This is a genomic window from Vibrio sp. 1557 (assembly GCF_033340175.1).
GTDB classification, from domain to species: Bacteria; Pseudomonadota; Gammaproteobacteria; order Enterobacterales; family Vibrionaceae; genus Vibrio; species Vibrio alginolyticus.
Window position 1 is genome coordinate 18704 of record NZ_JAWOVZ010000031.1, and the last position, 23418, is coordinate 42121.

The 23418-nt window shown below is 46.2% G+C and carries 16 protein-coding genes; 13 read left to right on the forward strand and 3 right to left on the reverse strand.

Translation table 11 applies throughout. From position 1 onward, the window contains the following. Nucleotide 1: 1 nt before the first annotated feature. The 9 genes from R7070_RS22315 to tldD all read left to right on the forward strand — a co-directional run bounded on the left by R7070_RS22315 (nucleotide 2) and on the right by tldD (nucleotide 12804). Nucleotides 2-1816 carry a DUF6701 domain-containing protein gene (locus tag R7070_RS22315; RefSeq protein ID WP_318141303.1) on the forward strand — a complete coding sequence of 605 codons (1815 nt, stop codon included), beginning with the start codon at nucleotides 2-4 and terminating at the stop codon, nucleotides 1814-1816. 151 nt (nucleotides 1817-1967) lie between these two features. Then, nucleotides 1968-3011, forward strand: coding sequence for a rod shape-determining protein (locus R7070_RS22320; RefSeq protein ID WP_005381144.1), 1044 nt, complete (start codon nucleotides 1968-1970; stop codon nucleotides 3009-3011). Nucleotides 3012-3161: 150 nt separating this feature from the next. Continuing rightward, nucleotides 3162-4058: a rod shape-determining protein MreC gene (gene mreC, locus R7070_RS22325; protein WP_005381142.1), complete on the forward strand. Its 897-nt coding sequence runs from the start codon at nucleotides 3162-3164 to the stop codon at nucleotides 4056-4058. Continuing rightward, nucleotides 4048-4536, forward strand: coding sequence for a rod shape-determining protein MreD (gene mreD, locus R7070_RS22330; protein WP_005381141.1), 489 nt, complete (start codon nucleotides 4048-4050; stop codon nucleotides 4534-4536). Before mreC ends, mreD begins: the two co-directional genes overlap by 11 nt. Nucleotides 4537-4540: 4 nt before the next feature. Next, complete coding sequence (locus tag R7070_RS22335) at nucleotides 4541-5110, forward strand: Maf family protein (RefSeq protein WP_017821310.1); 570 nt, start codon at nucleotides 4541-4543, stop codon at nucleotides 5108-5110. Nucleotides 5111-5128: 18 nt separating this feature from the next. Continuing rightward, entirely contained in the window at nucleotides 5129-6598 is a 1470-nt protein-coding gene (gene rng, locus R7070_RS22340; RefSeq protein WP_005381138.1) for a ribonuclease G, read from the forward strand. Nucleotides 6599-6610: 12 nt separating this feature from the next. After that, on the forward strand, nucleotides 6611-10492 hold the full coding sequence (locus R7070_RS22345) for a YhdP family protein (protein WP_170897628.1): 3882 nt from the start codon (nucleotides 6611-6613) through the stop codon (nucleotides 10490-10492). 33 nt (nucleotides 10493-10525) lie between these two features. Next, on the forward strand, nucleotides 10526-11347 hold the full coding sequence (locus tag R7070_RS22350; protein ID WP_005381136.1) for a carbon-nitrogen hydrolase family protein: 822 nt from the start codon (nucleotides 10526-10528) through the stop codon (nucleotides 11345-11347). Nucleotides 11348-11358: 11 nt separating this feature from the next. Next, nucleotides 11359-12804 (forward strand): metalloprotease TldD, encoded by a 1446-nt coding sequence (gene tldD / locus R7070_RS22355; RefSeq protein ID WP_005381134.1) that lies wholly within the window; start codon nucleotides 11359-11361, stop codon nucleotides 12802-12804. Nucleotides 12805-12870: 66 nt separating this feature from the next. Here tldD and R7070_RS22360 read toward each other — a convergent pair whose 3' ends face one another. Further along, nucleotides 12871-14247, reverse strand: a complete 1377-nt coding sequence (locus tag R7070_RS22360) for a PhoH family protein (protein ID WP_005381133.1) — start codon at nucleotides 14245-14247, stop codon at nucleotides 12871-12873. 561 nt (nucleotides 14248-14808) lie between these two features. On the opposite strand from R7070_RS22360, the gene rapA reads away from it, so the two are divergent. Next, on the forward strand, nucleotides 14809-17718 hold the full coding sequence (gene rapA, locus R7070_RS22365) for an RNA polymerase-associated protein RapA (protein ID WP_005388434.1): 2910 nt from the start codon (nucleotides 14809-14811) through the stop codon (nucleotides 17716-17718). Between the two features lie 109 nt (nucleotides 17719-17827). Here the strand turns inward: rapA and R7070_RS22370 are convergent, their stop codons facing one another. Further along, nucleotides 17828-19093: an NRAMP family divalent metal transporter gene (locus R7070_RS22370; RefSeq protein WP_054575321.1), complete on the reverse strand. Its 1266-nt coding sequence runs from the start codon at nucleotides 19091-19093 to the stop codon at nucleotides 17828-17830. 342 nt (nucleotides 19094-19435) lie between these two features. On the opposite strand from R7070_RS22370, the gene rluA reads away from it, so the two are divergent. Then, entirely contained in the window at nucleotides 19436-20188 is a 753-nt protein-coding gene (gene rluA / locus R7070_RS22375; RefSeq protein WP_054575320.1) for a bifunctional tRNA pseudouridine(32) synthase/23S rRNA pseudouridine(746) synthase RluA, read from the forward strand. A gap of 103 nt (nucleotides 20189-20291) precedes the next feature. Then, complete coding sequence (locus R7070_RS22380) at nucleotides 20292-21254, forward strand: D-2-hydroxyacid dehydrogenase (protein ID WP_256900706.1); 963 nt, start codon at nucleotides 20292-20294, stop codon at nucleotides 21252-21254. An 89-nt stretch (nucleotides 21255-21343) separates the two neighbouring features. On the opposite strand, the gene yjgA is transcribed toward R7070_RS22380, so the two are convergent. Continuing rightward, nucleotides 21344-21871, reverse strand: a complete 528-nt coding sequence (gene yjgA, locus R7070_RS22385; protein ID WP_025767614.1) for a ribosome biogenesis factor YjgA — start codon at nucleotides 21869-21871, stop codon at nucleotides 21344-21346. A 110-nt stretch (nucleotides 21872-21981) separates the two neighbouring features. Between yjgA and pmbA the strand changes: the two genes are divergently transcribed. Further along, a complete protein-coding gene (gene pmbA / locus R7070_RS22390) occupies nucleotides 21982-23325 on the forward strand; it encodes a metalloprotease PmbA (RefSeq protein WP_256900705.1) in 1344 nt (447 codons plus the stop codon). Nucleotides 23326-23418: the final 93 nt, after the last annotated feature.

Sequence of the window (23418 nt, forward strand, 5' to 3'; positions counted from 1 at the left end):
CATGGATTTCAAAGCACTATTCGACAAGCTTAAGCGATCATCTAGTGGTGATCGCTCCTGCTTTTTGGTTATTCAGCCAGACGCCGTTTATTTATCATCTTCAATCAAAAGTAGTCGTCCATACCAATTTGATATTTCTGAGTCCAATTGGGAAAAAGCCGTTGAGCAAGCATTGAGCGTTGCAGCGAGTGCGTATGATTCATTAACGGTTATTCTTTCTCATAACTATTACCAGATGTACCAAATCGACAAACCAGTCATGCCGCGTCAAGAATGGCCAGCCGCATTACCGTTTTTGTTGAAAGAACTGATCTCTGAGCGTGCTATCGACATTATTGCCGATGCGGTCGAGTTACCGAATTCAACCAAAGTGCAAGCATACGTCTTATCGCGAAAAATATTGGATAAGATTGTGTTACTGGCCAGTCGAGCCCAGTTACCATTAGAGGCCATTCTTCCTGAAGACGATATTTGGGGAGAGACTGCGGGTGAACTAGGAAACTTCCTATTATTACAACGCAGTGTGCGTGGTCATTTCCGTATAAGCGCTTTTGTCGAAAATACTATTGCGTTCCACCGTTCTATTCGCAGTGTGACGCCACCGTTAACGGGGGTTCCGTCTAGCGATTTACAGATGGACAGTCTGTCGTTAGAACTGCAACGTTCGATTGATTATCTTTCATCTCAGTTACGCCACGTGCAATTACATCAATTGAAAGTGTGCTGTGATGAAGAGGATGAGAGCGAGCTTGTTCAGGCTCTGAATTACCGTTTAAGTACTAAGGTTTCACTGTTATTACCACCAGAACATGAACTATCTGGACATGTTTTGGCTGACACTGCGGCTACTTCAAATACTCGACGCGTCAACTTATATCCCGATTACTTAAAGCCGAAAAAAGAGCTCCTGACGCTAAAAAATATCGCGTTATCTTGGGGCGTTTCGGCGGCTGCAATTCTATTTTCTTACGGCTATGTGACTTGGCAGAGTAGCGGTTTGGAAGATGAGATTGCTATTGTAAAAAGTAAAGGCGATATCATGAAGTCAGAGCTTGAACGTTATCAAGTCAAGCTACGTAAGCATCAACCTGACAATAATAAGCTGGCAGCTAAAGCCCGCTTAGAGCGTGAAGTCAAGGCGAAGCGAGACTCGCTTAAAGCTGTCGGGAAATATAGCGCGAGTGGACTGGTGTGGAATAAAGTAGTCACTAAACCTGACGGCCCATTAAATTACTTAGAGAATTCTTCAGATACGTCTATTTCTATTGATCTTTCCTCATCATCAGTAGATAAGGTTGGTGTGACTATTGGTACCAAGGAGCTATTTGTCCAGCCGGATTTACGCTTTGGCCGAGTTAATTTGGCTGATGTCGGCGGTAAGCAAGGTGATAACAACAAACCCGATTCACTTAAATTGCAGGTACCTCTAACAGTGGAATATTGGAAAGATGGTCGATTCGTGACAAACATTTCTGATAGTCAAACTACTATTTATGGTGTGAGAGAGAAATTCGAGCATAAATGGAAAGGTAATGAGCCTGACTCTAAGTATGTAGATGTGAGCTTGAACGGTGGAGGTGTCGTTACCAAAGGTACTTCAAGAAGCATTGTCGCGGTCGAAAGCGAATCAAACCGTCAGCAAACGGAATTGTGGCTAGATCTTACCGCGGGATCTAATCATCTCCCATGGCTCAAGTACAACTGGGACAATAAGAAAGCTGGTGAAGAAAACCCATCCTCCGTCGTCACCTTCGGTATTCACCGTGGTAATGACCGTGTGATTTACCGTGGTGAGCCAGGGTTAACCGGACAGTAACAACTTAGGTTTTTGCCCTTAAGTTAGGAAACTGCAAGAAATTGAGGCTTTCTGCTCATGTTTGTGTACCAATACCTTGCTGTGACAGCGAGGCATTGGTACATTTAGAGCAATTTTTGTCTTCTATATTTTTGCAGGATGAGCGAAGAGTATGTTTAAGAAACTTCGTGGCATGTTTTCTAACGATCTATCTATCGATTTAGGTACAGCCAACACTCTAATTTACGTAAAAGGGCAAGGAATTGTCCTTGATGAACCTTCTGTAGTTGCTATTCGTCAAGATCGTGTAGGTTCTGCAAAAAGCGTTGCTGCAGTCGGTCACGCAGCAAAACAGATGCTTGGTCGTACACCTGGCAACATTTCCGCTATTCGCCCAATGAAAGACGGCGTAATCGCTGACTTCTACGTAACCGAAAAAATGCTTCAGCACTTTATCAAGCAAGTGCACGATAACAGCATCCTAAAGCCAAGCCCACGTGTTCTTGTTTGTGTTCCTTGTGGTTCTACCCAAGTTGAGCGTCGCGCAATTCGTGAATCAGCACTTGGTGCTGGTGCGCGTGAAGTTTACCTAATCGACGAGCCAATGGCGGCGGCAATTGGTGCTGGCCTTCGTGTATCTGAGCCGACAGGTTCAATGGTGGTCGATATCGGTGGTGGTACAACTGAAGTTGCCGTTATCTCTCTAAACGGTGTGGTTTACTCATCGTCTGTACGTATCGGTGGTGACCGCTTTGATGAAGCTGTGATCAACTACGTACGTCGTAACTACGGCAGCTTGATTGGTGAAGCAACGGCTGAAAAGATCAAACACGAAATCGGTTCTGCTTACCCAGGTGATGAAGTTCAAGAGATTGAAGTTCGCGGTCGTAACCTTGCAGAGGGTGTGCCACGAAGCTTTAGCTTGAACTCAAACGAGATCCTAGAAGCGCTTCAAGAGCCGCTATCTGGCATCGTATCAGCAGTCATGGTTGCACTAGAACAGTGTCCACCAGAGCTTGCTTCAGACATTTCTGAAAACGGTATGGTACTAACAGGTGGTGGTGCACTACTTAAAGACCTAGACCGTCTACTGATGGAAGAAACTGGTATTCCTGTTGTTATCGCGGAAGATCCACTAACGTGTGTTGCGCGTGGTGGCGGTAAAGCTCTAGAAATGATCGACATGCACGGTGGCGATCTGTTCTCTGAAGAATAAAGGTTTAGGTGAAGCTCATGTCGGGCTTCACCTTCATTTCTGCTCTCTCTGTAATTCAAACATGCTCCATACCTAAAAGTATTTAGTTAAGTATTTTTAGGTTGCCAAGTAAGGCTCAATAATCATGGAAGCAATCAGGTCAAAAACAAGATGAAACCGATTTTCGGCAGAGGTCCGTCTCTGCAATTACGTCTGTTTTTTGCTGTCATCGTGTCGGCGAGCTTAATGCTGGCCGATAGTCGTCTAGATACGTTTTCCAACGTTCGATACCTACTAAACAGTATGGTTGCACCGATTCAGTACGCAGCGAATTTGCCTCGTAGTATGTTCGATGGCGTATTTGAACGTTTTAATTCTCATCAGGCATTGGTTGAAGGCAATCGCAGCTTAAAGCGAGAAGTGCTACGCCTGAAAAGCGAGCTTATCTTGCTCGACCAATATAAAGAAGAAAACCAACGCTTACGTAAGTTGTTAGGATCTTCATTTGTCCGTGATGAAAAGAAAGTCGTGACAGAAGTAATGGCGGTGGATACTTCACCTTATCGTCATCAAGTGGTGATCGATAAAGGCCGTATTGATGGTGTTTACGTTGGTCAGCCTGTTATCAACGAGAAAGGCATCGTCGGTCAGGTTACGTTTGTCGCAGCGCACAACGCACGTGTTCTGCTGCTAACGGACGCGAAAAATGCAATTCCTGTCCAGGTGATCCGCAATGATATCCGAGTGATCGCATCGGGCAATGGTGAAATGGATGAAATCCAACTGGAGCACATTCCAACCAGCACAGATATTCAGGTTGGTGATTTATTGGTGACATCCGGTTTAGGTGGCATTTACCCTGAGGGATATCCAGTCGCGACGGTTACCAATGTGGATCACGATACGCGTCAAGAGTTCGCCTCAATCAAGGCTGAGCCGGTTGTGGAGTTTGATCGCTTACGCTACCTACTGCTGATTTGGCCGAATGAAGACCGTCAACACAAAGTACTGCGGTCCAATGTAGATGAAGGGTTAGAGCAAGAACAAGAGGTAACCGATGGCCAATAATGTATTGAGTAGCCGAATGGTGATTGGCGTCAGTTTCTTCGTTGCGCTGGTACTGCAAACCATTCCATGGCCAGGTGTGTTAGATGTGTTACGCCCTTCATGGTTGTTCCTTGTTACGTGTTATTGGGTGTTGGCACTACCGCACCGAGTGAACGTCGGAACTGCGCTAGTGTTGGGCTTATTATGGGACATTTTGATCGGCTCAACGCTTGGAATTCGTGGCATGATGATGTCGATCGTTATCTACCTCGTGGCGCTGAATTTCCTGTTGATTCGCAACATGGCTTTGTGGCAACAGTCGATTTTAATTGCCTTTTTTACTGCGTTATTGGAAGTTCTGATATTCTGTGGGGAATATTTGAACCAAGACGTAGTATTTAATCCATTATCTCTGTGGACGGCGGCAATAAACTGTATACTTTGGCCATGGATGTTTTTATTAATGCGACGAGTTCGTCGTGCATGGCACGTAAGGTAAAGCGGTGAAGAAAAGCTTATCTCTCGTTCTCGCATCGGGTTCTCCGAGAAGAAAAGAGCTGCTTGCTCAACTGGGTTATGATTTTGAGATCGTATTGCCTGATGTTGAGGAAGCCAAACAGGCTCATGAGCAAGCACGAGATTACGTGTTGCGTCTTTCTTTGGAAAAAGCTCAGGCAGGCTTAGCGTTGGCTAAGCCTGATTCCGTTGTATTGGGCTCTGATACGGTCGTAGTATGCGATGACCGTGTGCTAGAAAAACCAAAAAGTTTTGAAGATTCAAAGCGTATGCTTACTGACTTATCGGGTCGTCGTCATCAAGTGATGACTGCGGTGAGCGTTGTATCATCGGAACAACAACATTCAGTGGTCGTTACCACTGACGTGTGGTTCAAACCACTGACTCACGAAGAAATCGAACAATATTGGCAGTCAGGAGAGCCATGCGATAAAGCTGGAAGTTATGGTATTCAGGGACTCGGAGGGCGATTTGTCACCCGAATCGAAGGCAGTTATCACGCTGTAGTAGGCTTACCTTTGTTCGAAACCGATCAGCTAATTCAAGAATTTTTATAATTGTTTTGAGGTGTGCACATGAGTGCAGAATTGCTGCTTAACGTGACCCCGAGTGAAACTCGTGTGGCCATGATTGAAGGTGGAGTACTACAAGAAATACATATCGAGCGCGAATCGCGTCGCGGTATTGTGGGCAATATATACAAAGGCAAAGTAAGCCGAGTGTTACCAGGTATGCAGGCGGCTTTCGTCGACATTGGTTTAGATAAAGCGGCATTTTTACATGCGTCAGATATTGTTCCTCATACCGAATGTGTGGCAGAAAACGAAAAACAGCAGTTTCAAGTCCGTGATATCTCTGAGCTGGTACGCCAGGGACAAGACATTGTTGTGCAAGTGGTCAAAGATCCGCTCGGCACAAAAGGTGCGCGTTTAACGACGGATATCACCTTACCTTCGCGTTATCTTGTTTTTATGCCGGGGGCCAGCCATGTCGGTGTTTCGCAGCGTATTGAAAGTGAAAAAGAGCGCGAGCGTTTGAAAAAGGTGGTGAACCATTACTGCGATGAGCACGGTGGTTTTATCATTCGTACCGCGGCAGAAGGCGCTGATGAAAAAGAGCTATCTCAAGATGCGGCATTTCTAAAGCGTTTGTGGCTAAAAGTCATGGAGCGTCGCTCAAAATACAAAACGCGTTCAACACTTTACGGTGAACTCGGCTTAGCTCAACGCATTCTGCGTGACTTTGTTGGCACAGAGCTCGATAAGATCATGGTCGACTCCCGCCTTGAATACGAGAACCTGAAAGAATTCACTTCTGAGTATGTACCGGAGTTAACAGATAAGCTTGAGCTTTACGAAGGTGACAAGCCAATCTTTGACATGTACGACACCGAAAACGAAATTCAGCGTTCTTTAGAGCGCAAGGTCGAGCTAAAATCGGGCGGCTATTTGATCATCGATCAAACCGAAGCCATGACCACCATCGACATCAACACGGGTGCATTTGTTGGTCGTCGTAATCTCGAAGAGACTATCTTCAATACCAATATAGAGGCAACGCAAGCTATTGCGCGTCAGCTACGTTTACGTAACCTCGGCGGTATCATCATTATTGATTTTATCGATATGGCATCCGAAGAGCATCGTCAGCGAGTACTTACCTCACTGGAAACGGCGCTGGCGAAAGACCGAGTAAAAACCAACATCAACGGCTTTACCCAGCTTGGCTTAGTTGAAATGACGCGCAAGCGCACACGAGAAAGTATTGAACATATCTTGTGTTCTGGCTGTCCTACTTGTGAAGGCCGTGGCAGCGTGAAAACGGTCGAAACTGTATGCTTTGAGATATTACGCGAGATTACTCGTGTGAACCGTGCTTACGACGCCGATAATTTTGTCGTGTACGCATCGCCGTTTGTTGCTGAAGCGCTATTGGGCGATGAGTCTCATGCGCTGGCTGAGCTCGAAGTATTTATTGGCAAGCAAGTGCGAGTTCAGGCTGAACCCCTGTACATTCAGGAACAGTTTGACGTCGTAATGATGTAATTTGGAACATTTGTGAATTCTGGTGTTAACCGTTTTGGGCGTTTTTGTGCGTGGAGTTTAGTTACTGTATTGGTGTTATTAGCCATATTAGTAACCACGCTTCGCGTCACACTGCCGCAACTTAACCATTTCCAAGATGAGATCAAAACCTGGGTCAAACAAGGCACAGGTTTTGACGTTTCTATTGCCAATGTCGCAGGGACGTGGCGCAATAATCATCCCTCAATTGCGTTACTGGGTTTAGAGGCAAATCTACCAAACGTGCAAGATGCACGCTTCGCTGTTGAAGAAGTCCAAATTGAGTTCGACCTTATTCAATCTCTTTTTCAACTTAAACCTGTAGTTGCAGACCTTACCATTCATAACCTCGCTTTAGACATTCACACGGTAGACATTCTGCCGACTTCTCATCGTCAAGAATCGAAGCCTGAAGTGGATAAGAGCGAAGTGAAACTCATTGACCAACTCGACTCACTTCTTTTACGTCAGTTCGAAGACTTCACTATTAGCGATTCACGGATTTGGTATAAGTCGGTGTCTGGTGAAACTCGCCGTTTAGATATTGAGCACCTTCGTTGGAGCAATCAAGGGAAACGTCACGTAGCCGAAGGCACGGTTAGCATTGCCGATGTTCGCCTGAACTCGTTGTTAGTAAGCGCTAACTTTAAAGATCATGGCTCGTTGCGCGATGTATCTGGTGAGTTTTACGTGAGTGCTCAAGATGTCTCGGTCACACCTTGGCTGACCACTTACATGCAAGAAGAGTCAGGAGCAGAGTCGGGTAAAGTCAGCTTAAATACTTGGCTAACGCTCAAACATAGCCAACCGCATGATGCTTATGTTGAATTGCTGCCTTCCGAGTTGGTGTGGAATGAAGATGGACATCATGAGCTGTTTATTGAGTCTGGAATTTTCAATCTTCGACCAGATAAACAAGGCTGGAAAGTAAATGGCCACTCACTTCAGATCAGAACCGATAATACCCCTTGGCCAGAGCTAGACGTCGCGTTTGATTGGCAACCAAACGGCTGGATGCTTAATCTCTCTCAACTCGACATTGAAGCACTCATTCCGCTCATTAAGCTGGCTCCAGAGTCAGAGTCGACCAGTGACCTTATTAACAAACTAGCACCGAAAGGTCGGGTCGAAGATGTCCGATTGTCAATGAACGGTGGTTTAGACACCTTACGCTACTCGGCTGAACTGGATGAACTCGCGATGACACAATGGGAGCTCCTACCCGGGTTTCATCACGTACAGGGCAGCGTATCGGGGGATGTGAATCAAGCTAAAGCAAAAGTCACCGTCATTGATGATGTCTTTCCGTACGGCGATGTATTCCAAGCTCCGCTGAATATCAAACAAGGTGAAGTCGATATTATCTGGCAGCAAGATGATGCGGGTTGGCGCTTGTGGTCGGATAAAGTGACGGCAGCAACGCCTGATCTTCAAGTCCTGGGGGCATTTCGTCTTGATTTTCCAAAAGAACAAAGCCCATTTTTATCGTTCTATGCCGAAGCGGATCTCTACAACGCGGGTGAAACATGGCGCTATCTACCGACTCTGGCACTTGGACAAGACTTGACCGACTATCTTTCGACCGCGATTCAGGGCGGAAAAGTGAACACAGCGAAATTGTTGTGGTATGGCGAGTTAGGTGATTTTCCTTACAAAGAACATAATGGCATGTTCCAAGCTTGGGTTGGATTAAAAGACGCGAAATTTAGCTTTGATACGGCATGGCCAACCATCACGGATTTGCAGCTAGACTTGCTGTTTGAAAATGATGCCATGTATTTGGATTCAAAATCAGCCACACTAAATGGCGTTCATGCCAAGCGTATCACTGGGCGAATCCCTGAGTTGGCAGAAGGTGGGCACATTGAGATTGAAGCGAAAGCAAGCGCGCCGGGTAATGAAGTCCGTGACTACATGATGGCGACGCCATTAGTGGATTCAGTCGGTGCCGCATTGACAGCGCTGCAAGTGAGTGGTCCCGTTTACTCTGAGTTTCAACTCAATATACCGTTTGATTTTGAGAAAGAGTCTCGCGCTTGGGGTTATGCCGATTTAACAGAAAATCGTGTTGATATTGAAGCGCCGCCAATGACGCTTGAAAACGCCACAGGACGTATCACCTTCGACAATGATGTGGTTACCACATCGGGTTTGTCGGCCGAATTATTACAACAGCCTATCTCTCTTGATTTCCATGGGGAGAGTGCGGAGCAAGGCTACAACGTGACAATTAATACACTAGGAGATTGGGATGTCGAGCCTCTCAAACCCTATGTCGGTGAGCGTTGGTTAAACCTTGTTTCTGGCCATGCGCCGTGGCAAATGGACATTGACTTGCAACTCAATGATGTTGGTTTCACTTATCAGCTTGAAGTGCTGGCGCAGCTAAATCGTCTGGCTAGTCAATATCCTTATCCTTTAGCGAAAAAAATTGGTGAGTCTGGGCAAGCGAAACTGCAAGCATCCGGTAACCAAGAGAGTATTTCAGCAAGACTACAGATCCCAAATGTGAAGTATCAAACTGAGATAGATATCGCTGGCGATGTCCCGGTTCTGACTGCGACTCATTTAATGGTTGGCAAAGGTGGCTTCCGGATTAGTCCTATTGTCGGGCACGATGCTTCGGTGCGTGTCGAAGAACTGAATTTAGACCAATGGGCGGAGCTTGCGCAGGTCTCTGAGAGCAAGCCGTCATCGTCTGTTTTGGCAAGCATGAAAACGCCGACCATTCCATTGCCGACACGCATTGAAGTTGAAACGCCAAACTTACAGCTCGGTGGGATTGAGTTTCATGATGTGGATTTTTCAGCAAGCAAGAAAAATTTGAGTTGGCAACTCGATGTGGACAGTCAAGAGGTTAAAGGGAAAGCTAACTATCTGAAACCCTATGATCTATCGGTCTCTTTAGAGCACTTGCATCTGTACATTCCAGGGTTTGAAGAGATGACCAAAGAGCGCAGCTCAATCTTTGCGAGTGAAGATCAAAACGCACCTTTGATTACCAATTTTGACCGCAAGTTTCACGCAGAGATGCCAAACTTAACTTTGAACATTGATGATTTTTGGCTGCAAGGCTACAAAGTGGGCAAAGTGAATGTTGATTTGCAGCGTCGCCAGAACCGTTTGGAGTGGAAAAATATCACCTTTAGTAGCGGCAAAAACCGCATTGATATGAGTGGTTGGTGGGACCTGACGAAAGAGAGTAGCCATTCCAACTTAACCATGAAAATGAAAGGTGATAACAACACCGATCTTATGGAGCGCTTTGGTATTACATCAGGCATTCAACAAGCACCATTTGAGATCAATGCCAATATGGAATGGGACGGCGCACCTTGGTCAATGAAGACACAAACCTTGCAAGGAAACGTCTCAACGGAATTTGGTAAAGGCGTGATCAGTGAAGTTAGTGGTGCGGCACGCTTGTTAGGCTTGTTTAGCTTGGATTCTATCATCCGTAAGATGCAGCTCGACTTTACCGACGTATTCGATAAAGGCATGGCATTCAACTCGATCACGGGAACGGGCAAAATCCAAGACGGTGTGTTTATCACCAATGATATCGTAATGGATGCGTTAGCAGGGGAAATGCAAATCCGCGGCATCGCTAATATGAACAGCAGAATGGTTGATGCGGAAGTGAAATTCACACCAGACATCACATCAGGCCTACCAATGCTGACCGCGTTTGCCGTTGCGCCTCAAACTGCTTTGTATGTCTTGGCCATCTCTACGGTGATATCTCCGGTGGTTGAGGTCTTCACTCAAGTCAATTATGAAGTGAAAGGCCCACTAGATTCACCAACGGTGAAAGAAATTTCGCGAAGTAAAGGTGAATACAAGCTGCCAGAAAAACTGCGTGAACAGGCCAAATAACTCACCGAATATAATGGAATAGGGAGGAAACACATGGAGCGTGTTGGCATTATTCAAATGACTTCGGGTCCGGATATTAACGCGAATTTGGACTTCATTGAAAAACAGTGTGCTTTAGCGAGCAAGCAAGGTGCCAAACTTGTTCTTACTCCTGAAAATACAGTGCTATTTTCCAGTCGCGAAGCTTATCATCAACATGCAGAGCCACTTGGCAGTGGCATGATTCAACAGCGGCTCTGTGAAATCGCTAGAAAGAACCAGTTAACGCTAATTGTCGGAAGCATGCCCATTCAAACCGCAAAAGGTGTCACCACCACAACACTTGTATTTCCGCCGCACGGTAAATGCATTGCTCACTATGACAAACTGCATATGTTTGATGTCGACGTAGCCGATGGTTATGGTAGTTATCGTGAGTCGGATACGTTTATGGCGGGTAATCAAATAGTCGTTGCGGAAACTGATATCGGCAGTGTTGGATTGAGTATTTGTTATGATTTACGTTTCCCAGAACTTTATAAAGTATTGCGTCAAGAAGGGGCGGATATCATTGTGGTGCCCGCTGCGTTTACCGCTGTGACGGGGCAAGCTCACTGGGAAGTATTATTGCGAGCTAGAGCGATTGAGACACAATGTTGGATTTTGGCAAGCGGACAAACTGGAACGCATCCATGTGGACGAAAAACATGGGGACACTCAATGGTCGTTGACCCTTGGGGACGTATCCATAAACAGCTTCAGGATGAAGTAGGTTTATTGGTGACTGAGATAGATTTGTCACAAAGCCAACAAGTAAGGCAGAATATGCCGCTGACTCAACACAGTCGCTTTCAAAATGAATTGAGACGGAAATAAAAGAGCTAACTATGAGCACAAACCAAATAGAACAGGCACTCCTTGCCCCAAATGGTCTGACAGAACAAGACATTGCTGACACGCTTGCCAGCATTGCGACGCGCCAGATCGATTATGCGGACATTTACTTTCAGTCCAGCTGGCATGAGTCTCTGGTTCTAGAAGACAGCATCATCAAAGATGGCTCTTTTAACATTGATTGTGGTGTTGGTGTCCGTGCAGTAACTGGCGAGAAAACCGGCTTTGCCTACTCTGATCAAATCCAGCCTGAAGGCCTGAAGCAGAGTGCAATGGCGGCGCGCGGTATTGCTCAGCAAGGGCAGAATGGTAAAGTCCAAGCGTTTAAACGCACCGAAAACCAAGCGTACTACGCCGCTGTGAATCCACTAGCTGAATGGGAAAAGCAGCAAAAAACAGAATTGCTCAAATCTCTAGATGCTTACATCCGCACTAAAGAACCATTGATTAAAGAGGTCTCGATCAGCATCAGCGGTGTGCATGAGCAGATGCTTGTTGCGGCAACAGACGGTACTTATGCTGGCGATATTCGTCCTTTGGTGCGTTTGTCTATTAGCGTGCTCGCACAAAAAGGTGAACGACGTGAACGCGGTAGCGCTGGTGGCGGCGGCCGTTTCGGTTACGATTTCTTTTTAACGGAAAGCAATGGTGTGAAACAAGCTTTTCATTACGCAGACGAAGCGATTCGCATGGCGTTAATCAACCTTGAAGCAGAAGCAGCACCAGCTGGCATGATGCCAGTGGTATTGGGTTCTGGCTGGCCTGGCGTGTTGCTACACGAAGCGGTAGGTCATGGCCTAGAAGGTGATTTTAACCGGAAGGAATCTTCGGTTTTCTCTGGCAAAATGGGTCAACAAGTGACGTCTTCGCTGTGTACCATCGTCGATGATGGCACGTTAAAAGACCTTCGTGGTTCACTGAATGTGGATGATGAAGGGGTAAACGGCCAGTACAACACGCTTATCGAAAATGGTGTGCTGAAAGGTTACATGCAAGACAAGCTAAACGCGCGGTTAATGGGTGTGAACCCAACAGGTAACGGTCGTCGTGAGTCTTATGCACATTTACCAATGCCGCGTATGACCAACACCTACATGCTACCAGGTGAACATACGCCAGAAGAAATAATCTCGACGGTCGAGAAAGGGTTGTATGCGCCAAACTTTGGTGGCGGTCAGGTGGACATTACTTCGGGTAAGTTTGTGTTCTCTGCATCCGAAGCATACTTGATTGAAAACGGTAAAATTACGCGCCCTGTTAAAGGTGCGACGTTGATTGGATCAGGTATCGAAGCAATGCAGCAAGTCTCTATGGTCGGTAACGACCTAAGTATCGACAAGGGCGTTGGCGTATGTGGTAAAGCAGGTCAAAGTGTGCCAGTTGGGGTTGGTCAGCCGACCTTGAAACTGGACTCACTGACAGTAGGTGGCACTGAGTAACTCAGTTGAATCGTTATAAAAAGAGCGCTCATTAGAGCGCTCTTTTGCTTTGCGAGTCGGTGTCAATTACAGGTTTTCTTCAGCAAATTCCGCCAAGCGGCTACGAACCACGCCGTTGAGGTGAATATTCGCACTGCCTTCAAAGTTCTTGAAGCGTTCAACCATGTAGGTCAAACCAGAGGTCACTGGGGTGAGGTAATGGGAGTCAATCTGCGCCAAGTTACCGGAGCAGACGATTTTGGTTCCTTCACCACAGCGGGTAATGATGGTTTTGATTTGTGATGCAGTGAGGTTTTGACACTCATCAAGCAGTACAAACGCATTTTGAATTGAACGGCCACGCATAAAGTTGATCGATTTAAATTGAATGTTGGCTTTATCGCAGATGTACTTCAATGAGCCTTCAGTGCAGTGATCGTGTTTATGTAGCGCTTCCAAGGTATCGGTCACCGCCGCTAACCACGGCATCATTTTCTCCTCTTCGGAGCCGGGTAAGAAGCCGATGGATTCACCGATATCTGGCGTGTTACGTGTTACGATAATTTTATCGAACATGCTTTTTTCAATGGTTTGCTCCAATGCTGCTGCCATTGCCAGTAATGTCTTACCACTACCCGCCGCACCCGTTAGAATCACCAAGTCAATTTCTGGATCGAGTAAGGCATCTAACGCCATTCCCTGGTAGATATTTTTAGGTGTGATGTCCCAAGCCTTACGATGCATTAGACGTTCGCGGCTCAGGTCGAGAAGCGTTAGCTTGTCTTCATTGATGGTTTCTACGCGACCAGCAAAGTCACTGTCTTCATCAATAACGTATTGGTTGATAAAGGTTGGGTCGAAGGGTTCGCGACTGAGTTTGTGGTAAGTTTTTCCGCCCAGTGCATAGCTTTCTACTTCCTCAATACCGCTCCAGAAATCACCTTCACGCAATTGAAAGCCTTTGGTTAGGTATTGAATGTCGTCAATCAGTTGGTCGGTTCTATAGTCCTCAACAAAGCGTACACCAGCCCCTTTGGCTCGCAGACGCATGTTGATGTCTTTCGTGATCAGTACCACTTCACGTGGTGCACGTTTATTTTGCAGATAAAGCACCGCGTTGAGAATACGGTTGTCACCGGCTTTGTCGGCGAAGGCTTTGACGGTTTCCTGCAGTTCAAAATCCGCCAAAATGGAAATGGTACCCTGGTCGGGGTTGTCTTTAGAAACAGGAATGCCTTCAGAGATTTCATCTGGCGTTGCTTCTTTAAACAAATCTTCCAAGGTGCGAATAGCCACGCGCGCATCTCTTGCAACGTCGCGCTTACTGTCTTTGATTCGGTCGAGTTCTTCCAACACGGTCATGGGGATAACGACATCGTGTTCTTGGAAAGAGAAGATGGCAAAGGGTTCATGAAGAAGAATGTTGGTATCGAGTACAAACAGTTTCCGATCGGTATCGCCCATAGCGTCTCCTTGCCGTAGTACGGCTCTGCATGCGAGTTGTTAGGTCGTTTCCAAATAAGTGTGAAGTGACCTAACTCTGATTGCTTGCAATAGAGGTTGTCGGGCTGATGTCGGCTAGTGTGCAACCGAGTAGCAAGACAACTTACTGCAAACCCGTGTTGATCCTAATCGTGTACTAACGCGCTTAAATCATATGCAATGGTTTTAAACGCCCCTCATTAGAAGTATACGTAATATTTACGTTCTACAACTTAATAATTGGCATGAGTATTTTACAATTTGATTGCATTTAGAGTTTGGGAAAAAAAGTTTCTGCTTGGTGCGGTTTCGGCGTGACCTAAATCACAGCTTCAAGTAAGATTAGCGACCTTTTTCTGCGTATAGGCTACGTCCGATTTATCATGTTGAGCTGGCTTAAAAAATACTCAGTTCATACTGAAATGACGAATGCTATCGGCATAGCAGAAGCCAGAATCAGATCTAAACTATTATCCATGCCCACGGGCATGAGTAGACCAACAAGAAATACGAATCAAGAACTAATAACGAGGTAGTCAATTCATGACATTTGCTTTGGGGCAGCGCTGGATTAGCGATACGGAAAGCGATTTAGGTTTAGGTACCGTTGTAGCAATGGATGCTCGTACTGTGACATTGATGTTTGCAGCGTCAGAGGAAAACCGAGTTTACGCACGTAACGATGCACCTGTTACCCGAGTCACCTTTAATGTTGGGGATGTCATCGATTGCCAAGAAGGTTGGTCTCTAAAAGTAGAAGAAGTACTGGAAGATGAAGGTCTTTACACCTATTTCGGTACTCGTGAAGACACGCAAGAAACCGCTGTTGTTCTGCGTGAGATTTTCCTTAGCAACCAAATTCGTTTTAACAAACCTCAAGATAAGTTGTACGCCGGTCAAATCGACCGTATGGACAACTTTGTTCTGCGTTACCGTGCGCTAACCAACCAGTTTGAGCAGCATAAGAGCCCAATGCGTGGCCTATGTGGTATGCGTGCAGGTTTGATCCCTCATCAGCTTTACATCGCGCACGAAGTTGGCCGTCGTCACGCGCCACGCGTCTTGTTGGCGGATGAGGTAGGTTTGGGTAAAACCATCGAAGCGGGCATGATCATCCACCAACAAGTTCTGTCTGGTCGTGCCGAACGCATTTTGATTGTGGTGCCTGAAACACTGCAGCATCAATGGCTGGTTGAGATGATGCGTCGTTTCAATCTGCATTTCTCTATCTTTGACGAAGAGCGCTGTATCGAAGCGTTTGCGGATGCAGAAAACCCATTTGATACTCAGCAATATGTGCTGTGTTCTTTGGATTTCCTACGCAAGAGCCGCAAGCGTTTTGAACAAGCACTGGAAGGTGAATGGGACCTACTGGTTGTCGATGAAGCGCATCACCTTGAATGGAGCCAAGATAAACCGAGCCGTGAATACCAAGTGGTAGAAGGCTTGGCTGAACGTACTCCAGGTGTGTTGCTACTGACTGCAACGCCAGAGCAGCTTGGTCGTGAGAGTCACTTTGCTCGTCTGCGTTTGTTGGATCCAGACCGCTTCTATGATTACGAAGCATTCGTTGAGGAGGAAGAGCAATACGCGCCCGTAGCAGATGCGATTACTTCACTCTTTTCCGGTGAAAAGCTACCTAATGAAGCAAAAAACCAGATCACTGAGTTGTTGTCTGAACAAGACGTAGAACCACTTTTCCGTATTATTGAAAGTGAAGCGGACGAAGAAGCTAAAGCGTCGGCACGCCAAGAGCTGATCGATAACTTGATGGATCGTCATGGTACAGGGCGTGTTTTGTTCCGTAACACGCGCGCGGCCATCAAAGGCTTCCCTACGCGTAACGTGCATCTGATGCCAATGGATATTCCACCGCAATACACTACATCAATGCGTGTTGCTGGAATGATTGGCGGTAAGATGAGTTCTGAAGCACGTGCGATGAAGAACCTTTACCCGGAAGAAATTTTCCAAGAATTTGAAGGCGATGACGCGAGCTGGTGGCAGTTTGACTCGCGTGTGAATTGGTTGCTTGAAAAAGTAAAAGAGAAGCGCAGCGAGAAAATCCTCGTGATTGCTTCTCGTGCGAGTACCGCACTGCAATTGGAGCAAGCACTGCGTGAGCGTGAAGGTATCCGCGCCACCGTTTTCCACGAAGGTATGTCGATTCTTGAACGTGACAAAGCGGCGGCTTACTTTGCGCAAGAAGAAGGTGGAGCACAAGTTCTTATCTGTAGCGAAATCGGCTCTGAAGGTCGTAACTTCCAGTTTGCCAACCAACTTGTCATGTTCGACTTGCCATTTAACCCAGACTTGCTTGAGCAACGTATTGGTCGTTTGGACCGTATCGGTCAAAATCGCGATATCGACATTCATGTTCCTTACCTGAAAGGCACATCGCAAGCGATCCTAGCACGTTGGTTCGATGAAGGCCTGAACGCTTTTGCGGAAACCTGCCCAACAGGCCGTGCTGTTTACGATAAGTACTCCGATGATCTGATTGAAATTCTTGCCTCTGGTGATACCAGCACGCTAGATGAGATCATTGAAGCGTCAGCAAAAATGAATAAAGAGCTGAAATCCCAATTGGAGCAAGGCCGTGATCGCCTATTAGAAATGCATTCAAATGGCGGGGAAAAAGCACAACAAATCGTTGAGAAAATTGAATCAACTGACGGCGATACCAATCTGGTCACCTTCGCACTTTCTCTTTTTGACACGATTGGCTTGAATCAAGACGATAAAGGTGAAAACGCCCTGATTGTGACCCCATCTGAGCACATGATGGTGCCAAGCTACCCAGGTCTGCCATACGAAGGAGCGACGATCACGTTTGATCGTGATACGGCTTTATCTCGTGAAGATATGCACTTTATCAGTTGGGAACACCCAATGATCCAGGGTGGTATCGATCTTCTTATGAGTGAAGGGGTGGGGACGTCTGCGGTATCTCTATTGAAAAACAAAGCGTTACCAGTCGGGACTATTCTTCTTGAGTTGATTTACGCGGTAGATGCACAAGCGCCAAAACGCAGTGGTATCGCGCGCTTCTTACCGAAAACGCCAATCCGTTTAATGATGGACTCGCGTGGTAATGATTTGTCTGCTCAAGTGGAGTTTGAAAGCTTTAACCGCCAGCTCAGCCCAGTAAACCGTCACTTAGGTAGCAAGTTGGTTACGTCGGTACAGAAAGACGTACACCGCTTAATTGAAGCCGGTGATGTTCTTATTGAAGAGAAGGTCGAAGAAGTACGCAAACAAGCTCATCAAGATATGCAGCACAGTTTGAATGCAGAGCTTGAGCGTTTGCAAGCACTGAAAGCGGTGAACCCAAATATTCGTGACGAAGAAATTGAAGCTATCGACGCACAAATTAAAGAGCTCACTGGTTACATCAACCAAGCTCAGGTTCAGCTCGACTCGCTGCGTTTGATTGTGGTGAGCCACAACTAAGTAAGTATTTATTGCTCATTAAAAAAAGGTCTTCAGTTGAAGACCTTTTTCTTTATTTACGGTTTAGTTTCTTTATGCGGAATGCATTAATCACTGATAGCTATCTCATTTACATCAACCACTTCCACCAGATAAATACAGCCAAGAAGCCAAACAAGTAAATCAGGCCTGCAATCGACAACCACTTTAGTTTAGGTCCAACAGCCAAAGGCTCAGGTAACTCAGTTTTGCTCACTAAGGTGTAATTTAGCAGAGCAAAGAATGGCGTGGTCATAAAGGCGAGGATCATCGCAAAGTTCAGCATAGGCAATAACGCAGAAGCCCAGAAAACCACAATACCCAATGCAAGTAAGGAGACTACCAGCATGATCGCTGAAGTGGTTTTAGGGTTAGTGTCTGGTTGCGAGCGCAGTAGGCGTTGAGAATCCGAAATAACGCGCGAATAGCCATCAATAACGGTAATCGTGCTGCCAAAGATACAGAAAAACGCAATTACCGCGATCAAGTAACGAGACCATTCGCCAATCGTTGCCGCATATAAGCCAACCAATTGGTGGGAGAAGCCAACACCAGAACTTTCAAGCGCAACGCCAGATCCATAAAGCATCAAAGAGCCTAGCGATACAAAGATAATGGCAAGAAACGCCGTGCCAATATAACCGACATTAAAGTCAAATAGAGCAGAGCGGTATGTTACTTCTTGCTGGCTTGATTGGCGTTTTAGCCACGCTGAGGTTAAACAGGAGATCTCAATCGGTGCAGGCATCCACCCCATTGTCACGACGATAAAACCAATAGCCGCAATAGACCAAGGTGATGGCGGCTCGAAGTTGGCTACTTGCTCAACAGGGTTACCAACGGCGATAGAAACAGCGAGTAAAGTCGCGATGGTTAACACCGACATGATCACCTTAGATAGCGTATCGAGCGCTTTGTAATGGCCAGCAAATAATATAATCAGGCAGGTGACAATCACAATGATACTGAGTGATGCCATTGATAGTGAAAACGGAATGAAGTAGCCCAGCAAGCTAGCGCTAAACATCAACAAAGCGGCGGTATTGATGACGGCCGATACCACGCTCAGAAATAGAAATAGCCATAGATAAGGCCGACCTAATTTCGCGTAGCCCTCAACCAAGGTCAGCCCTGTCCCCATGGTGTACTGTACGCCCGCTCGGAAAAAAGGGTATTTAAACAGGTTTACGAGCAGAATCAGTGCAGCCAATTGCCAACCATAAATCGCACCAGCCTTGGTTGATGCCACGAGGTGAGAGCCACCGACCGCAGCAGATGCCATTAATATGCCGGGGCCTAGCGAACGAAAAAATAAGGAAAGTTTGGATTGGGGTTTATCTATAACGGCGGAGTCCATTGCTTATTGTCCTTTTTATCTTATGTATCTTTCTAAAGAGATACATACCGCAGTACATGACAAGCTGAGCGATCGCCCTATACTGCGCAACGGTAATGTCTTTTAAATGCTGTGTTTTGGTGTATTTATTTTAAGTATTCTTTGCGAATACCATGCTGTGTGCATCTAGCACTCTATTCAGTTATGCGTCTTGTTGTCAAACTAAATTTACAACGTGCTATTTTTAGTTTTTATGCTAAAGGATTGACTTTGTTTTATTGGGTTGAACTTTTCTTCAGAATCCTGCATCTGGGTGCTATTTGGGTATATAATCGCGGCGTTTTTATTTTGTAGAGATCTCCCATGGCAATGCTTGAATATACCCCTCCCACCGACCCTTGGGTTGATATCGTTTTTGAGGATGACGACATTCTGGCAGTGAATAAGCCATCAGGGCTGCTGTCTGTCCCTGGTCGCCTTGCAGAGCATTACGACAGCATGTGGAGCCGCCTCAAAGAGTTGCATCCAGAAATTCAAGTTGTGCATCGCTTGGATATGTCGACATCAGGGTTGATGTTGCTGGCGAAAAACAAACCCGCGGAGCGAGCATTAAAAAAGCAGTTCCAATATCGCCTCACTCACAAGGTGTATTACGCACGTGTGTGGGGGCATGTTGAGCCGCAAGAAGGGAATATTGATCTTCCATTAATTTGTGATTGGCCAAATCGTCCACGACAAAAAGTATGTTTTGACGACGGCAAACCATCTCAAACTTTATTCCAAGTAGTGAAGCGTGAAGTGCACCCTGATGGCACCCATACGACCGTTGTGCGACTACTGCCCATTACTGGTCGATCGCATCAGTTACGCGTGCATTTGATGGCGATTGGTCATGCGATTGTGGGTGATGAGTTTTATGCAAGCGAAGAGGCGTATCAGTTTTCAGAACGTTTAGAGTTGCACGCTGCGGAGCTAAGTTTTTATCATCCAGCTACGGGTCAGCTGAGCAGTATTTTTGTACCCTGTGACTTTTATTCTGAAGCCGAGGCGATGATCTTTAACTATTTTTCGCCAGAGCGTACATTGCCTGATTATAAAACGTTGCCACACCCTTAATGCCAATTGCACTCAACAACGGTTCTTTCTAGTTCGCTATTTTTGGCTATTTCGTTACTGTGGTTGATGTATCCTGTCTTTCAGCCGTGAACAAGGAGTTGTTATGTCTTTGCCAAGCATCGTATTTTTAGACCGAGCGACCATCCCAGAACATATTGAGATCCCACGACCTGGCTTTCCGCACCACTGGCGTGAGTACGACCTAACTGCGCCTGGGCAGGTAATAGAAAGGTTAGCAGATGCCGATATCGTGATTAGCAATAAAGTCGTGCTTGACCAACATGTATTAGAGCAACTACCAAAATTACGGATGATCGCGGTTGCCGCAACTGGTTTTAACAACGTCGATGTGAACTACTGTGCTAATAATGGTATTGCGGTTGCTAATGTACGTGGTTACGCGACGCGTTCGGTGCCCGAGCACGTGATGGCAATGTTATTCGCTTTAAGACGAAATTTATTTGGGTACCACCAAGATATTGCCGCAGGTGAGTGGCAGCGTAACCAGCAGTTTTGTTTTTTTACTCACCCAATCGGGGATATTGGTGGTAGCACGTTAGGTGTTGTTGGTAGTGGGGCACTAGGGCAAGCGACGGCGAATCTGGCTCAAGCGTTAGGAATGACCGTGTTGTTTTCTGAGCGTAAAGGGGCGGCAGAATGTAGACCAGGTTATGTGTCGTTTGAGGAAGTATTAAAACGCTCCGATGCGCTGACTTTGCATTGCCCGCTCAACGATCATACTCAGAATTTAATTGGTCAAGCAGAGTTGAAACAAATGAAGTCCAACGCCATTTTGATTAATACAGGGCGTGGAGGTTTGGTGGATGAGAGCGCACTGGTGGATGCCTTAAAACAGCAAGAAATTGCAGCGGCTGGTTTTGATGTTTTTACACAAGAACCGGCTGACGAGAGCAATCCGCTGATTGCCAATATGAGTTTACCTAATTTGTTACTGACACCGCATGTTGCATGGGGCAGCGACTCATCTATCCAACGTTTAGCGGAAATCTTGATTGAGAACATTAACGCTTTCGATCGCGGAGACCGCGTTAATCGCTTAGTGTAACGCTGACTGTAAAACCAAAGATAAAAAAAGCAGACATTGACGTCTGCTTTTTGCGTTTAAATCGAATGCTCATTGCGTGAGCCCTCGAATTAAAACTCTTCTTCGTTTAGACCTTTAAGGATCTGAAAGATTTCGCGGTACGCTTTTGCTGGTTTCCCAGCTTTTCTCTCTTTCGCTGCTTGGCGAGCAAGTTGGCGTAGACGCTGACGATCCGCTTCTGGGTACATTTCCATTACGTCATCAATGGCTTTGTCACCTTCTTCCACTACGCGATCACGCAACGCTTCAAGTTTGTGGAATACCGCCGTTAATTGAGAGTGCTTATTACGAATTTTATCCAGTGCGGCTTGGATTGGCTCTGGATCTTCGTAACGCATCAATTTACCAATACGTTGTAATTGGCGACGACGCGCTTCATTTTTAAAGCGTTGCGCATCAGCAATTGCTTCTCGCAAATCTTCGCTCAATGGAAACTTTTCTAGAACTGAAGGTTTGAGGCCGACAAGCTCCTCACCTAGCTTTTGCAGTTCTTCCATGTCTCGCTTCATCTCGGATTTACTTACCCAGATGATCTCTTCTTCTGGTTCCCATGGCGCTTTTTGATTCTTACGTGCCATTTCAGTTGCCTGTGTTTTGATTAATATTATGACTATTTTAACAAGAATCATGGGGAGAAAGCGAAATTCTTGTTATCCTATTGTTCATCAAAGACAAGATGTGAAAGACAATGGATATTAAACAGCAGGTTGCTGAGCAACGTACCGAGCTAGAGCAAGCCGTCGCAAGAGCCTTAAAGCTTGCATCGGCAAAATCTGACGCCGCCGAAGTCGCAATTACTAAAAGCACTGGTTTAAGTGTTTCAACTCGTATGGGTGAAGTAGAGAATGTCGAGTTCAACAGCGATGGTGCGCTGGGCATTACCGTTTACCGAGGTCAACGCAAAGGCAGTGCTTCCACGTCTGATTTAAGTGAAGCGGCAATCGAGCAAACCGTTATTGCGGCGCTAGATATTGCACATTACACATCTGAAGACCCATTTGCAGGCCCTGCAGCAAAAGAATGCATGGTGCAAGATATCCCTGAGCTTGATCTTTTCCACCCTGACGCACCCGATCCAGACTATGCTGCCAATGTGGCGATTGCAGCAGAAAAAGAGGCGCTAAGTTATAACAGTGCAATCAAACAAAGTGATGGCGCGAGTTATGATAGTCATTACGGCGTGAAAGTGTATGGCAATAGCCATGGCTTATTAGCTAGTTATGCGTCTAGCCGCCATAGTACTAGCTGTTGTGTAATTGGCGTTGGTCAAAACGGCGAGATGGAACGTGATTACAGCTACACCGTGGCACGTCATCGTGATGACTTATGGACCCCAGAAACGGTGGGTCGTAAGGCGGCAGAGAATACGGTTAACCGCTTAGATGCGCAGCGTCTAAAAACAGGTCAATACCCAATCATGTTTGCGGCTGATGTTGCGACAGGCTTGATTGGCCATCTCGTTATGGCGATCAGCGGTGGTAACCTGTACCGAAAATCTTCTTTCTTACTTGACCATCTAGGCAAACAAGTGCTTCCTGAATGGTTCAATATCTCAGAACGTCCGCATGTATTGCGTGGTTTGGCATCAAGTCCATTCGATAGTGAAGGTGTGTACACTCAAGACCGTGAGATCATTACCGACGGTGTGCTAGCAACTTATCTGTTAACCAGTTATGCCGCACGTAAAATGAAGATGACGCCGACAGGTCACGCTGGTGGGATTCATAACTGGTACGTGAAGTCGACAGGCCAAAACTTCGAACAAATGCTTAAAGAGCTCGGTACTGGTCTTCTAGTGACAGAAGTCATGGGACAAGGTGTGAACGTGGTAACGGGGGATTACTCTCGCGGTGCCGCAGGCTTCTGGGTTGAGAATGGCGAAATCCAATACCCAGTATCAGAAATTACCATCGCAGGTAATCTAAAAGACATGTTCACCAAGATTGTGGCGGTTGGTAGTGATATTGAAACGCGCTCACAAATCCAAACGGGCTCTATCCTACTGGATACCATGAAAGTGGCGGGTGAATAAGCTTTTCTAGCAATTCTGACCCGTCCTGATATGGGTTGACACTTTTTAACTAAAACGCTCGATGTACTTCATCGGGCGTTTTGTATTTTAAAG

Bases quoted from the DNA above. Each gene is read 5' to 3' on its own strand.
- R7070_RS22350 (WP_005381136.1), top strand. From the start codon at position 10,526: ATGGAGCGTGTTGGCATTATTCAAATGACTTCGGGTCCGGATATTAAC.
- rapA (WP_005388434.1), top strand. From the start codon at position 14,809: ATGACATTTGCTTTGGGGCAGCGCTGGATTAGCGATACGGAAAGCGAT.
- mreD (WP_005381141.1), top strand. From the start codon at position 4,048: ATGGCCAATAATGTATTGAGTAGCCGAATGGTGATTGGCGTCAGTTTC.
- rng (WP_005381138.1), top strand. From the start codon at position 5,129: ATGAGTGCAGAATTGCTGCTTAACGTGACCCCGAGTGAAACTCGTGTG.
- yjgA (WP_025767614.1), bottom strand. From the start codon at position 21,871: ATGGCACGTAAGAATCAAAAAGCGCCATGGGAACCAGAAGAAGAGATC.
- R7070_RS22320 (WP_005381144.1), top strand. From the start codon at position 1,968: ATGTTTAAGAAACTTCGTGGCATGTTTTCTAACGATCTATCTATCGAT.
- mreC (WP_005381142.1), top strand. From the start codon at position 3,162: ATGAAACCGATTTTCGGCAGAGGTCCGTCTCTGCAATTACGTCTGTTT.
- R7070_RS22360 (WP_005381133.1), bottom strand. From the start codon at position 14,247: ATGGGCGATACCGATCGGAAACTGTTTGTACTCGATACCAACATTCTT.
- pmbA (WP_256900705.1), top strand. From the start codon at position 21,982: ATGGATATTAAACAGCAGGTTGCTGAGCAACGTACCGAGCTAGAGCAA.
- R7070_RS22315 (WP_318141303.1), top strand. From the start codon at position 2: ATGGATTTCAAAGCACTATTCGACAAGCTTAAGCGATCATCTAGTGGT.
- R7070_RS22380 (WP_256900706.1), top strand. From the start codon at position 20,292: ATGTCTTTGCCAAGCATCGTATTTTTAGACCGAGCGACCATCCCAGAA.
- rluA (WP_054575320.1), top strand. From the start codon at position 19,436: ATGGCAATGCTTGAATATACCCCTCCCACCGACCCTTGGGTTGATATC.
- R7070_RS22370 (WP_054575321.1), bottom strand. From the start codon at position 19,093: ATGGACTCCGCCGTTATAGATAAACCCCAATCCAAACTTTCCTTATTT.
- tldD (WP_005381134.1), top strand. From the start codon at position 11,359: ATGAGCACAAACCAAATAGAACAGGCACTCCTTGCCCCAAATGGTCTG.